Raw genomic sequence first — 12762 nt, 5'->3', positions numbered from 1 at the left:
AATGCAAAAAAGTGTTGAACCGGTTTTACGTGGTCCAACACTTTATTTTTTAATTGTGATTGAAGAGCGTGTCGATAGACTGGTGGTTGTGGATCCGGACGAGCGCCTCGGCCAGCAGGTCGGCAACCGACAACCGAACCAGCTTCTTAAAGCACTTCTCCTCCGGCAGGTTGATCGTGTCGGTCACGATCATTTCCTCCAGGCCGGAGCCTTCCAGGGTGTTGACCGCATCCCCGGACAGGACGGCGTGGGTAGCCACCCCGTAGATCTTCTTGGCGCCGAACTTCTGCAATGCCGCCGCCGACAGTTTCATCCGCACGCCGGTGTCTACGATGTCGTCGACGATGATGGCGTTGCGGTCCTTGACGTCCCCGATGACGTATTCAGGCACCTCCTGGTTGTCCCGCTCCCGAACCTCATCTGCCCGGTTGTCGACAATCGCGATTGGGGCCTTGATTCGTTCCGCAAACTTCCGCGCCAGGCTGACCCCGGCATGGTCGGGCGAAACCACCACGGCGTTGTCGCCGGTCAGGCCCTGCTGTTCACAGTACTTGGCCAGCAGGCTGGTGGCCTGGAGGTGGTCCACCGGAATGTCAAAGAAGCCCTGAACCTGGGCAGCGTGGAGATCAATCGTTACCAGGCGGTCGATCTGGTCCATCTCCAGCAGGTTGGCAATCAGCTTAGCGGTGATTGGTTCCCGGCTGCGGGCCTTCCGATCCTGCCGTGCGTACCCGTAGTAAGGCATCACGACGTTGATCTTAGCAGCACTCGCCCGCCGCAGGGCATCGACCATGATCAATAATTCCATCAGGTTGGTGTTGACCGGGTCGGAAACGGACTGAACCACGTAAACCTCGCAGCCCCGCACGCTCTCGTCGATGGTAATCTTAATCTCCCCATCGGCGAAGTGGCTGATCGAGGCCTTGCTCAGCGGTAAACCAATCCGTTCAGCAATGGCCTCGGCTAGTGGCCGGTTCGAGTTTAAGGCAAACAGGCGGACGTTCTTAGCATTCTTAATCTGGGTCATCTTTGTGCTCCTTTTGTTCTATGCAAAAAATTCACTTTCATTATCGCAACAAATCCGCGGGCAATCAAGTCAAAATCTCGCCTAACAGTCCTGGGGCCGAATGCCGTTCATCCCGATCAGGGGATCGACCGCCTCCTGGTCGATCAGCTGGGCCGTCAGAACGTGCGGCGCGGCCGGATCAATTGGCGCCGGGTCAGGGACCGTTGTTTGCTGAGGCTGGGTTGCTGAAGGCGATGACTTGGCAACACCCGCTCCCTCGTTGGCCGGTGAATCCAGCGGTGACTTCAGGTCGTCATGGCGCTGCCAAACGGTCTGCAATCGCTGCCGGAGAGTTGTCTGCCGGTTGACCCCCGTGTTGCGGGTGGCCGTCACCAGGGCCGCCGGTTCACCAATCAGCACCAGCTTCTCAGCCGCCCGGGTGATCGCCGTGTAGACCAGGTTGCGCTGCAGCATCCGGTTAAACTGGGCCACCAGGGGCAGAAGCACCATCTTAAACTGGCTTCCCTGGGACTTGTGAATCGAGATGCAGTAGGCCAGGCGGATCTGGTTCCATTCCTGACGACCGTAAGTGACCTCGTTGCCGTCGAAGTCGATCGTGATCGTGGCCGTCCTCTTGGTCCCCTTCTTTCCCCGGGCCTCAATTGCAGTGATCCGCCCGATGTCACCGTTAAAGACGTTGTTCTCCGGGCTGTTGACCAGCTGCAGGACCTTGTCCCCCACCCGGAAGGTCTGGCCGCGGAACTCGATCTCCTGCTTGTCCTTGGTCGGCGGATTGTAGGCCGCCTGGGCCAGCTGGTTGAGGTTGTCGACCCCGGCCTGGCCCCGGTACATCGGTGCCAGGATTTGGACATCGTCGGCCGAATATCCCCGTTTGGCCGCGAGATCAATGATCTGGTGGACGATGCTTGGCACCTGGGGAGCGTGGCACTTGATGAAGGACCGGTCAGCCATCCGGTTGGTGAGGTTGGCGGGCACGTGGCCCTCCTTGATGGCGTGGGCCAGCGGGATAATCGTTGAGTCGGCCGACTGGCGGTGAATATTGGTCAGTTCCACCTGGGGCAGGTCACCAAAGGCCAAGAGGTCGTGGAAAACCTGGCCGGGGCTGACTGAGGGCAGCTGGTCCTTATCACCAACTAAGACGACGTGCATCGAGGTCGGAATCGCCTGAACCAGGGTCTTAAAGAGGAAGGTGTCGACCATCGACATCTCGTCAATGATCAAGAGCGACCCCTTGATGTCACGGGCGTTCATGTCCGTCGGCACCTCCCGGCCATTGAGGCCCAGCATCCGGTGAATGGTGCTGGCCGGCAAGTCGGTCGCCTCACTCATCCGCTTAGCCGCCCGTCCCGTCGGTGCCGCCAGCAGGACTGGGAAGGCGTTGTCCTTGTATTCGCCGAGGTCTAAAGAAATCTGGTGCAGTTCGGCGTAGGCCGCCACAATTCCCTTAATGATGGTCGTCTTGCCCGTTCCGGGTCCCCCCGTCAGCAGGAGGACCTTGTGCGTGAGGGCTTGCTTGATCGCCTTAGTCTGGACCGGATCGTACTTGATGCCGGCCTGGGTGCTCGTCTTGGCCACCACCTGGTCGACGGTATCCGGGTCAACCCGTTCGCCAGGGGCGGTAAAAATCCGGTGGAGGTTTTCGGCAATCTGCCATTCCGCCTTAAAAAGTGCCGCCGGGTAGATCCGCTGCTCCTCGTAGCTGATGGCATTATGCTTCTCAAGGGCCACGATCTGATCGGCCACCGCATCGACGCTCACCATCCCCCGCTCGTCCGCGTTCAGCAGGGAAACGGCCTGTTGGAGGAGCGGCTGGGTGGTCGTGTAGGTGTCGCCGGTTTCCATCGTCAGGTCGTCGAGACTCTGAAAAATGGCCGCACCAATCCGCCGCGGATCGTCGGCCGGCAGTTTCAGGTGGGCTGCCACCTGATCGGCCCGCTTAAAGCTGATCCCGTCAATATCCGTCGCCAAGCGGTATGGGTTCTCGTGGATGATGTGGAGGGTCTCGTCGCCGTACTTGTCAAAGATGGCGCTGCTGAGGTTACTGCCAAAGCCCAGGTCGTTTAAGCCAATGATGATCTGGTCCATCCCCTGGCTGGCGTTGAGGTTCTCCACCAGGGTCTGCTTGATGCCGTGGCGCAGGTTCAGGGCGTCCAGGACGTGGGGATCGTTGGTGATCTTTTCGATGGCGTTGGTCCCCAGGGTATCGACGATCTTTTCGGCCGTCTTCTTGCCAATTCCGCTGAACTGCTTGCTAGCGAGGAATTCGATCAGCCCCTCCCGGCTGGTCGGCCGGTTGACGTGGTAGGACTGGGCCTGAAACTGGCGACCGTAGCGGGGATGGTCGACCAGCTGACCCTCAAAGCGGTAGGTCTGGTCGTCGCTGAGCTCCCCGAAGCTCCCGGTAACCGTGATCTCGGTCTCGTTCCAATCAAAGTTGGCGTCCTCCACCGAGACGATCAGCACCTTGTAGAAGGAATCGGGGCTGGTGAAGATCTCCGACTGCACCTGGCCAATAAAAAAAGACGGCTCCGTGGGCGTCTTAAATAAGTCGATTTCATCAGCCATTGAAGTCATCCTTTCGTGTCTGGTTAATGTTAATCACCCTGGGTCGTCCGCAGGGTCTTTTCAATGTCGTTCAACCGCTGTTCGCTCTTTTGATAGTAAACTGGGTCCAGCTGCTTGGCCTGGGTCAGGTAGTCCTGGTAGGGCTCGCCTAAGACCATGGCGACCAGTCCCCGGTTGAACTGGGTGTCGGCCCGGCCGGGGTGGCGCTTCAAGATCGCGTCGTAGTATTGCTTGGCCTGCTTAAATTCACCCAGGGCGAGGAGCGAGTCACCGATGACCTGGTTGATGGCCGGGTCCTCCTGGCGCAACTCGTGGGCGGTCAGGCCGTAAGCGACCGCCTGCTTGTGCTGCCCCTTCTTCATGTAGCTCTGGGCCAGCATCAGGTAGGAATCGGCCTTGCGCTTGTCATCCTTGATCTTGTTGTAGAGCTCGATGGCCCGATCGACCTTGCCCACCTCGTAGTAGAGGTTGCCGAGGCCGTAGTTCAGCAGATCCTGGGCCTCCTGGTCGTTCTTGGCCTCGAAGATCCCGAGGGCCTTCATGAAGAGCTCCTCGGCCTGCTGATAGTCATTCAGCCGGGTCAGCAGTGAACCCAGGTCGTAGTAATTGTTGACCTTGTCCGGGTGCTCGTCGATCGCCTGGATCAGCTTGTGAACCAGCTTTTCAGTTTGTTTCTTCTCGCTGTCGCGAAAATCCTTCTTTTCTGTCATCTCATTCACCTCTTAAATCGTGTCGGTTGGATCAACCTTCGTCTTGTGAAGGTAGGACGTGTCGTTCCACTTTTCGAGTTCAAAATGCTCGGCATCACTGGTTTGAAGAATCGTGGTGGAAGTGTTGGATAATCCCCCGCGGTCCTTCAAATGCGCCAGTGGAGTCCCAATCAGCGCATTGATGGTCGCATTCAGGGCCGCCCCGTGGGATACCACCACGATGTTGTCGTTCGAGTGGTTCCGGCAAAATTCCTTGATCGCCGTGCCCACCCGGGCGATGACCTCCTGGAAGCTCTCGCTCTCGATCAGCTGGGCGTCGTACTTGTCGGGATGGTGACGGAAATTGTCCAGCGCTGCCGGCCACTTTGCCGCCACCTCGTCGAAGTGCATCCCCTCCATCTTGCCGAGGTTAAACTCCGCCAGGCGGCTATCGAGCGTCAGCGGGATCGGCCTGTTGATGTTGTCGATCAGGCGCTGGGCCGTCACCCGTGCCCGCTTCAACGGGCTGGCGTAGACGTGGGCAATCGGCACCGGCCGCAGGGATTCGGCAAGTTGTTCAATCTCGTGGTAGCTGGATTCCAGCAGCGGTGAGTCCCCGTGAGCACCCTGGTAGCGGGACTGAAGGTTCCATTCGGTTTTTCCATGACGAATCAAATATACTTTTGTCAATTTCTATCGCAGACCTTTTTTCTAATTTACTAATATTCTACCAAATTAAACGGTGAATGTTCATCCGATATACAAAAAAGGCTGAGGAACTCCCTCAACCTTTAATTTTAATTAAACATACTGCAGCTGGCGGTCCTGGTTGTAAGCCCGGTCGATGATCGCGCTCCCCAGGCACTCCTCACCGTCGTAGAAGACGACCGCCTGGCCCGGCGTGATCGCGCGGGCCGGATCGTCGAATTCGACCGTGACCTGCTGGCCGTCCTCTGCCAGGTGGACGGTCACGCCGACGTCCTTCTGGCGGTAACGGAACTTGGCCGTACAGTGGAAGTCATGACCGTAGCGGCTCACCACGTCGTCGACCCAGTGAATGTCACTGGCCTCCAGGTGGGTCGCATACAGGTGCTCATTGTGGTAGCCCTGGCCAACGTAGAGGACGTTCTTCTTGATGTCCTTGCCGATGACGAACCAGGGCTCATTGCTCTCCTTGTTGCCGCCCAGGCCGAGGCCCCGGCGCTGACCGATCGTGTAGTACATCAGCCCCATGTGCTGGCCGACAACCTTGCCGTCAACCGTCTCCATCTTGCCCGGCTGAGCGGGGATGTACTGGCTGAGGAACTCGCGGAAGTGACCGTCCTCACCGATGAAGCAGATGCCGACTGAGTCCTTCTTGTCAGCGGTGGCGAGTCCCGCCTCCTTGGCAAGCTGGCGAATCTCCGGCTTGGTGTAGTTGGCCAGTGGGAACATCACCCGGTCCAGCTGCTGGTAGTCGAGCTGGCTCAGGAAGTAGGTCTGGTCCTTGTGCTGGTCACGGGCCCGCATCAGGTGCATCCGGCCGTCCGCGTCGCGCTTCAGGTCGGCATAGTGACCCGTGGCCACGTAATCGGCCCCCAATTGGTTGGCGTAGTCGATGAAGGCCTTGAACTTAATTTCCTTGTTGCAGATGACGTCCGGGTTTGGCGTCCGCCCCTTCTTGTACTCGGCAATGAAGTACTTGAAAACCCGGTCCCAGTACTCCTTTTCAAAGTTGACCGAGTAGTAAGGAATCCCGATCTTGGCGGCTACCTTCGCGACGTCCTTGTAGTCCTCCGTCGCGGTACAGACGCCGTTTTCGTCGGTATCGTCCCAGTTCTTCATGAAGACGCCGACAACGTCATAGCCCTGGCGCTTCAAAAGCAGGGCGGTCACGGAGGAGTCAACCCCGCCGCTCATCCCGACAACAACACGTGTGTGACTGTGATCAGTCATTTTATACATCACCATCATTTCCAATAGATTCTGGAATAATCTACGATTGAAGGTCGCATGCATCCAGTATCAACCATTGTACCAAAGGATCAGGCCGCCTGCACAGAATTAATTTGGCGCCGTCAAAACCTGGCGCTTGAGCATGTCGGCCAGGATGTAGTGGTACTGCTCAACGAATTCCTTGGCGCGGGCGTGCTTGAAGATGTTGACCTTGCGCATCCCGTTGCCCGAAATCGTCTCCATCTTAAAACCGGTCAGGTCGGCATTAATCAGGATCCGCAGCCGGGCCACCGGCTTAAAGGGGTTGTCGGTATCCAGGCTGCCCTTGTATTCAAAGTTGCCCCGCTTGGTCTCCTCAAAGCCCAGATCCAAGAGGGCGTACTTCTTGATGTCCGGGCTGATCGAATAGGTCACCGTGTCGCCAGGAATCCGGACGCTCTTTGCAAATTCCATCCTTAGTCCTCCTTTTGCTGATCAATTGTCTTCAGCTTGTCGACGATCTTGATCATGGCAGCGATCAGCTTGTCGATGTCCTCTTCGGTGTTCATCGCCCCGAAGCTGATCCGGATCGACTCGCTGATCCGGGGGCTGTCAGCGCCGTACATGGCAGTCAGAACGTGGGACGGCTCGATGCTGCCGGCGGTACATGCCGACCCACCGGAGACGGCAATCCCGGCCAGGTCGAGGTCGGTCTGCATGACGTAGGTCGAAATTCCCTTGAACCAGAGGCTGAGGACGTGGTTGAGCCCGTTTGGATCAATCCGGCCGTTGACCTCAAAGTCGACCCCGTGATCGCGCAGGGCGGTCACGATCTTCTGCTTGAAGTGGTAGTAGCGTTCCTGCCGGCGCTGCTTTTCCTCCGGGCTGTCCAATTCGACTGCCTTGGCAAAGGCCGCGATTGCCGGCACGTTTTCGGTCCCGGCCCGGCGCTTGGTCTCCTGGTCGCCGCCCTTGATGAAGCTCGGGAAGCTGATCCCATCACGCCGGTACAAGAAGCCCATCATCTTCGGTCCGTTGAGCTTGTGGGCCGAGGTCGACAGCATGTCGATGTGGTCGCGCTTGACGTCGATCGGCAGCAGGCCATAGGTTTGGACGGCATCGGTGTGGAACCAGGCCTGGTGGTCCTTTAAGATTTCACCAATCTCGTGGATCGGCATCCGGCTGCCGACCTCGTTGTTGCCCATCATGATCGTGACCAGGATCGTGTCGTCACGCAAAGCTTTCTTAAAGTCATCGAGGGAGATTTCACCGTACTCGTTGACCGGCAGGTAGGTAACCTCAAAGCCCCGCTCCTCCAGGAAGTGAAGCGGCTTTAAGACCGCCTCGTGCTCGATGGCCGTGGTGATGATGTGCTTGCCGAGATTTTGCCGGGTCAGGGCCGTCTGGATGATGGCGGTGTTGTCGCTCTCCGTGCCCCCGCTGGTAAAGATGATCTCGTTGTCATCGGCGTTGATGCTCTGGGCGATCACGTGCCGGCTGTTTTCCATCACCAGCTTGGAATGCCGTCCATAGGAATAACCCGTCGAGGCATTACCCCAGGAATCCTTCATCTCCCGGGTCATCGTCTCTAGTACCTCGGGGGCCATCGGCGTGGTGGCCGCGTTGTCTAAATAAATCTCACTCACGAATATTCTTCCTTCCAATTAGTTATTCAGGTCCGCAAAGAGCTGCAGCAGCATCTTGGCGGAACGCTTCCCGGCGTCGATAATGAACTCGTCAAAGCTGACCCCGGCGTCTTCGTTTCCGGTGTCGGACATGGCCCGAACCACCACGTACGGGACGTCGTGGTCGGTTGCCACTTGACCCACCGCGGCCCCTTCCATTTCACTGGAGAGGGCGTCCGGGAAGTAGTGGAGAATCCGGTCGATCGCCTCTTGACTGGCAATGAACTGGTCCCCGGAGACGATCAGGCCGCGCTTGATGTTCAAGCCGGTCTTCTCACCGGCAGCTTCCAAGGCCTTCCCCCACTTCTCGGAGGCCTTAAAGCGCGGCTGCTTGCCCGGCAATTGACCGTAAACGTAGTCAAAGGCCCGGGCATCGACGTCGTGGTAGGCCGTCTCACTGGAGATGACGACATCCCCGACGTGCAGGCCCTGGCCGATTCCCCCGGCGGAACCGGAGTTGATCACCACGTCCACCTGGAAGTCGGTAATCAGGTGTTCCGCCGTAATTCCGGCCTCAACCTTACCGATTCCGGACTCCACTAAGACGACGTCCTGGTCAGAAATCTTACCGGACAGGTAGTCCTTGCCACCGACCGTTTCGACCTGCTTGTCGGACAGACTGGCGGTCAGCTCCTTGATTTCTTCCGGCATTGCACAAATAATCCCAAATTTCATAATTGTAATTTCTCCTATCCAACGTAAAAGAGGATCAAATACACGACGATGATGGCCGCAATTAGGGCCACGATCGCGATATTCAACCGCTTCTTCAGGCGTTGCGTTTTTTCTTCTTGATCCTGTTCCTTCACATCCGCGGCCCAGTCGTGGCGGCGCATCGTGGCCTCATCCGCCGGGTCCGCTTCCGGTTCATTTTCAGCGGCCGCCCGCCGGCGCTGGGCCTCCTGCTGCTTGGCCGCTTTGGCCGCGGCAGCCTGCTGCTGACGATACTGCTGGCGCGAGACGAATTCGCTTGGCTGCCCCCCGTCGTCATGACGAGGCGTGGTCGATTGCTCAGCCATTGTTCTGCATCCCCCGCCAGTAGTAGATCGCCATGACGGTCTTGGCGTCCTCGATCTCACCGCGCTCGATCATCGCCAGGGCCTGGTCGAGGCTGACCGTCATCAGGGCCAGCTGTTCGTCGGCGTCCTGGGGCAGAGCGTTCTCCACCGGAGTCAGCCCGGTCGCCAGGTAGAGGGTCATGTACTCGTCCATACAGCCCACCGAGGTGTAGAAGGACGAGAGCTTCTTTAATTCCCGTGCCTGGTAGCGGGTTTCCTCGTTGAGTTCCCGCTTGGCGGCGTGAACGGCGTCGTCCTGGTCCCGGCTGTCGAGCTTGCCGGCCGGAATCTCCAGGGTGGTCTTGGCGATCGGGGCCCGCCACTGCTTTTCCAGGATCATTTTGTTGTCAGCGGTCAAGGCCAAGATGGCGATGGCCGGGGCATGGTGGACGATTTCACGCTGGGCGACGATCCCAGTCGGCGTCTTGACCTGTTGGACCTCAACATCGATCAAATGACCGTGAAAGACGGTCTTGCTTTCCAGCGGTTTTTCTTCAAATTCCATCAGCGCGCCTCCTTAATCTAGGACCCGGACATGGGCGGCCTGGGGTCCCCGCTTACCCTGCACAATCACCAGGGAAACGTCCTGACCGGCCGTCAGCACCCGCCGGTGGGTTCCTTCGATTCCGTGGTAGTGGACGAAGATCTCACCCTCGTTGGGCACCTGGATAAAGCCCCAGCCCTTCTGTTCATCAAAACTTTTTACTTTGCCTGTTAGCATGTGTTCACCTACTTATTTGTGAGTGGGAAATAACCAGCAAAGTGGGGCGTATGGCTAGCCTAGGGCGGGAGTCGGCGCTGGAGGCGTCGGCTTTCGTCCGTAGCTAGACACTAGCCCCACGGTTATTTTCCACGTTATCTTTTTAATTAATATTTAAGAATGCGAAAGTGGCTGGGAGAAAACAAAAGTTTTCTTCCAGCCACATTTTACACCGCTAGGGATCAATTGTCATGAAATGACTCATCCCCGGCGTCTTCTTAACTATTTTTCAAGACCTTCGGCAACCGTCTCCGGGAAGTTAGTCCGCACGATCTGGGCACAACGCGCACACAGGGTTGAGTATGCCGAGTCGCTGCCGACGTCTTCCTTGACCATCCGGCACCGTGCACAGGTCTCGCCCGGTGCGGCCGTAACGGTTACGGCAACGCCATCGTCGTACTTGTCGGCACTGTCCGGTGCTTCGTCCAACGGGTGAATGTGCAGGGCGGGAACGCCGAGCAACAGGGCGATGTCTGCGTCCAGGCTGTCAAGCAGCCGGGTCTGAGCGTCGTTTAAGTAGAGGTCGATCTGGGCCTGGGAAGCCTTGCTGAGCAGCTTGGCGTTCCGGGCCTCTTCCAAGCCCTTCAGGACGTGGGAGCGAACTTCCATGAAGCCCGTCCACTTGTCGAGCAGGTCGGCGGCCCCATCGTAGTCGCGGGCCTCCGGAATGTCGGTCAGCTGAACGAATTCTTCTGGTTCATTCATGTAGCCCCAAACCTCTTCCGTCGTGTGCGGCAGAATTGGCGTCAGGAGCTTAACCAGGCTGACCAGGATCTGGTAGAAGACCGTCTGCATCGAGCGGCGAACGTGGGAGTCGGCCGGTTCGATGTAGAGGACGTCCTTGGCCACGTTCATGTAGAAGGCGGACAGGTCGTTGTTGACGAAGTTGATCAGGAGCTTGTAAGCGTCCAGGAAGTCGTACTGGTCGAAGTCCGTCCGCATCTGCTTCAAGAAGCGGTTGAAGTTGACCAGCATGTACTGGTCGACGGCCTCGAGCTTCTCGTAGGAAACGGTGTCCTCAGCGGCGTTGAAGTCGCTGGTGTTGGCCAGCAGGAAGCGGAAGGTGTTCCGCAGCTTCCGGTAGGCCTCGGAGATCTGCTGGAAGGTCCCCATCGAAACACGGACGTCGGCGGAGGTGTCGGCACTCATGACCCAGAGCCGAATGATTTCGGCCCCCATCTGCTTAACCACCTTGTTCGGGTCGATGACGTTCCCCATCGACTTACTCATCTTCTTGCCGTGCTTATCCAGGGTAAATCCTTGGGAAATGACGGCCTTGTAAGGAGCCTGGCCGGAGCAGACCACGCTGGTGATCAGACTGGAGTTGAACCAGCCACGGTACTGGTCGGACCCTTCCAGGTACATGTCGGCCGGGTAGGTCAGGTAGTCCCGCTCGGCTAAGACACCCTGGTGGGAAGAACCGGAGTCGAACCAGACGTCCATGATGTCGGTTTCCTTGGTGAACTTGCCGTGAGGTGAATGCTCGTTGGTGTAGCCTTCCGGCAGGAGATCCTTAGCGTCACGGTCGAACCAGACGTTGGAGCCGTACTTGGCGAAGAGATCGGCGACGTGGTTGATCGTTTCTTCCTCCATGATCGGGGTGCCATCTTCGGCGTAGAAGATCGGCAGCGGCACGCCCCAGACCCGCTGACGGGAGATAACCCAGTCGCCACGGTCCTTGATCATGTTGCGCAGGCGAACCTTCCCCCATGATGGGTGGTATTCAACCTTTTCCAGGGCGTCCAGGATGTCCTGGCGCATCTTTTCGATGGAAACGAACCACTGGTCGGTGGCCCGGAAGATGATCGGCTTCTTGGTCCGCCAGTCAAATGGATAGGAGTGCTTCAGCGGTTCCTGCAGGAGGAGCGCACCGGATTCTTCCAGCTTCTTCAAGGAGATGTCATCGGCATCCTGGTAGAAGACGCCATCGAAGTCGGGGCCGTTTTCCTTGGTCAGGACCCCCTGGGCGGTAATTGGTGCCAAGATTGGCAGGTGGTACTTGATCCCAAAGTGGTAGTCGTCGTCACCATAGCCCGGGGCGGTGTGGACCATCCCGGTACCGGCATCGGCAGTAACGTAGTCGGCCGTCCCGACGAGGATGTCGCGGTCCAGGTACGGGTGCTTGGTGGTCATGCCTTCCATGTCGGCCCCGCTCAGGTGGGAAACAACCTCGTAGTCTTCCCAGCCGAACTTTTCGGCAACGGATTCGAGCAGGTCGGTTGCCAGGACAAACTTCCGGTCATCACCGGCTGGCTTGACCACGGAGTAATCAAACTTGGCGTTGACCGCCACGGCCTCGGAAGCCGGAACGGTCCATGGGGTGGTGGTCCAGGCAACCAGGTAGGTGTTGTCGTCCAAGATCCCCTTGCCGTCCTTGATCTGTTCGGCGAAGAAGGCCGTCTTGGCAACGACGTCGTGGTATTCAACCTCGGCTTCGGCCAGGGCGGATTCGGAGGACCATGACCAGTAAACTGGCTTCTTGGCCTGGTAGAGCAGCCCCTTCTTGGCAAATTCGCCGAAGACTCGGATCTGGGCGGCTTCAAATTCCTTGGCCAGCGTCAGGTACGGGTGGTCCCAGTCACCGCTGACCCCAAGGCGCTTGAAGTCGGTCCGCTGCTTGTCAACCTGTTCCAAGGCGTACTTGCGGCAGAGGTCACGGAACTCACTGGTCGACATCTTCTTGCGGTCGTAGCCGGCCTTGGTCAGCTGGTGTTCAATCGGCAGACCATGGGTATCCCAGCCCGGAACGTACGGTGCCCGGTAGCCGGTCATCGACTTGTAGCGGACGATGAAGTCCTTGGAAATCTTGTTCATGGCGTGGCCAATGTGAATGTTCCCGTTGGCGTACGGAGGGCCATCGTGGAGCACGAAGGTTGGCTTGCCCTCATTTAATTTTTGTCGCAGTTGATAAACCTTGTTTTCTTCCCAAAGCTGTTCGCGTTGGGCCTCGGTGACCGGCAGCTTCCCACGCATGGGGAACTTGGTCCGACCGATGTTAAGCGTGTCTTTAACCCGCATCACAATTACCCCTTTCAGTTATGCATCTACTTGCTCCAATAAAAAA

The 12762-nt window shown here is 58.0% G+C and carries 12 protein-coding genes; all 12 read right to left on the bottom strand.

Annotated features, from left to right (window positions below; genetic code table 11):
• Nucleotides 1-49: 49 nt before the first annotated feature.
• The gene (locus LKE23_RS00520; RefSeq protein ID WP_291977517.1) at nt 50-1027 is read right to left on the bottom strand and encodes a ribose-phosphate diphosphokinase; all 978 of its coding nucleotides are present in this window, start codon (nt 1025-1027) and stop codon (nt 50-52) included.
• Nucleotides 1028-1108: 81 nt separating this feature from the next.
• On the bottom strand, nt 1109-3592 hold the full coding sequence (gene recD2, locus LKE23_RS00515) for an SF1B family DNA helicase RecD2 (protein WP_291977514.1): 2484 nt from the start codon (nt 3590-3592) through the stop codon (nt 1109-1111).
• A gap of 29 nt (nt 3593-3621) precedes the next feature.
• Nucleotides 3622-4302 carry a tetratricopeptide repeat protein gene (locus LKE23_RS00510; protein WP_291977512.1) on the bottom strand — a complete coding sequence of 227 codons (681 nt, stop codon included), beginning with the start codon at nt 4300-4302 and terminating at the stop codon, nt 3622-3624.
• Nucleotides 4303-4314: 12 nt separating this feature from the next.
• A complete protein-coding gene (locus tag LKE23_RS00505; protein ID WP_291977510.1) occupies nt 4315-4971 on the bottom strand; it encodes a histidine phosphatase family protein in 657 nt (218 codons plus the stop codon).
• Between the two features lie 111 nt (nt 4972-5082).
• Nucleotides 5083-6225 (bottom strand): tRNA 2-thiouridine(34) synthase MnmA, encoded by a 1143-nt coding sequence (gene mnmA / locus LKE23_RS00500; RefSeq protein ID WP_366512166.1) that lies wholly within the window; start codon nt 6223-6225, stop codon nt 5083-5085.
• Nucleotides 6226-6324: 99 nt separating this feature from the next.
• The gene (locus LKE23_RS00495; RefSeq protein ID WP_291977506.1) at nt 6325-6669 is read right to left on the bottom strand and encodes a DUF1831 domain-containing protein; all 345 of its coding nucleotides are present in this window, start codon (nt 6667-6669) and stop codon (nt 6325-6327) included.
• Nucleotides 6670-6671: 2 nt separating this feature from the next.
• Nucleotides 6672-7841, bottom strand: a complete 1170-nt coding sequence (locus LKE23_RS00490; protein ID WP_291977504.1) for a cysteine desulfurase family protein — start codon at nt 7839-7841, stop codon at nt 6672-6674.
• 18 nt (nt 7842-7859) lie between these two features.
• Nucleotides 7860-8555 (bottom strand): 5'-methylthioadenosine/adenosylhomocysteine nucleosidase, encoded by a 696-nt coding sequence (locus LKE23_RS00485; protein ID WP_291977502.1) that lies wholly within the window; start codon nt 8553-8555, stop codon nt 7860-7862.
• A 14-nt stretch (nt 8556-8569) separates the two neighbouring features.
• The gene (locus LKE23_RS00480; RefSeq protein ID WP_291977501.1) at nt 8570-8899 is read right to left on the bottom strand and encodes a hypothetical protein; all 330 of its coding nucleotides are present in this window, start codon (nt 8897-8899) and stop codon (nt 8570-8572) included.
• Nucleotides 8892-9443: an NUDIX hydrolase gene (locus LKE23_RS00475; RefSeq protein WP_291977499.1), complete on the bottom strand. Its 552-nt coding sequence runs from the start codon at nt 9441-9443 to the stop codon at nt 8892-8894. Before LKE23_RS00475 ends, LKE23_RS00480 begins: the two co-directional genes overlap by 8 nt.
• A gap of 12 nt (nt 9444-9455) precedes the next feature.
• On the bottom strand, nt 9456-9659 hold the full coding sequence (locus LKE23_RS00470) for a cold-shock protein (protein WP_291977496.1): 204 nt from the start codon (nt 9657-9659) through the stop codon (nt 9456-9458).
• 261 nt (nt 9660-9920) lie between these two features.
• Entirely contained in the window at nt 9921-12716 is a 2796-nt protein-coding gene (gene ileS, locus LKE23_RS00465; protein ID WP_291977494.1) for an isoleucine--tRNA ligase, read from the bottom strand.
• Between the last annotated feature and the right edge of the window lie 46 nt (nt 12717-12762).

The sequence above is a fragment of the Limosilactobacillus sp. genome, assembly GCF_022482365.1.
In the GTDB taxonomy this organism is placed as follows: domain Bacteria; phylum Bacillota; class Bacilli; order Lactobacillales; family Lactobacillaceae; genus Limosilactobacillus.
Note: the sequence above shows the minus strand (reverse complement) of the source record. Positions and strands in the feature narration are given on the sequence as shown.

What these genes read in the sequence shown, in the direction of transcription:
- LKE23_RS00520 (WP_291977517.1), bottom strand. Translation starts at nt 1,027, where the DNA reads ATGACCCAGATTAAGAATGCTAAGAACGTCCGCCTGTTTGCCTTAAAC.
- recD2 (WP_291977514.1), bottom strand. Translation starts at nt 3,592, where the DNA reads ATGGCTGATGAAATCGACTTATTTAAGACGCCCACGGAGCCGTCTTTT.
- LKE23_RS00510 (WP_291977512.1), bottom strand. Translation starts at nt 4,302, where the DNA reads ATGACAGAAAAGAAGGATTTTCGCGACAGCGAGAAGAAACAAACTGAA.
- mnmA (WP_366512166.1), bottom strand. Translation starts at nt 6,225, where the DNA reads ATGTATAAAATGACTGATCACAGTCACACACGTGTTGTTGTCGGGATG.
- LKE23_RS00495 (WP_291977506.1), bottom strand. Translation starts at nt 6,669, where the DNA reads ATGGAATTTGCAAAGAGCGTCCGGATTCCTGGCGACACGGTGACCTAT.
- LKE23_RS00485 (WP_291977502.1), bottom strand. Translation starts at nt 8,555, where the DNA reads ATGAAATTTGGGATTATTTGTGCAATGCCGGAAGAAATCAAGGAGCTG.
- LKE23_RS00480 (WP_291977501.1), bottom strand. Translation starts at nt 8,899, where the DNA reads ATGGCTGAGCAATCGACCACGCCTCGTCATGACGACGGGGGGCAGCCA.
- LKE23_RS00475 (WP_291977499.1), bottom strand. Translation starts at nt 9,443, where the DNA reads ATGGAATTTGAAGAAAAACCGCTGGAAAGCAAGACCGTCTTTCACGGT.
- LKE23_RS00470 (WP_291977496.1), bottom strand. Translation starts at nt 9,659, where the DNA reads ATGCTAACAGGCAAAGTAAAAAGTTTTGATGAACAGAAGGGCTGGGGC.
- ileS (WP_291977494.1), bottom strand. Translation starts at nt 12,716, where the DNA reads ATGCGGGTTAAAGACACGCTTAACATCGGTCGGACCAAGTTCCCCATG.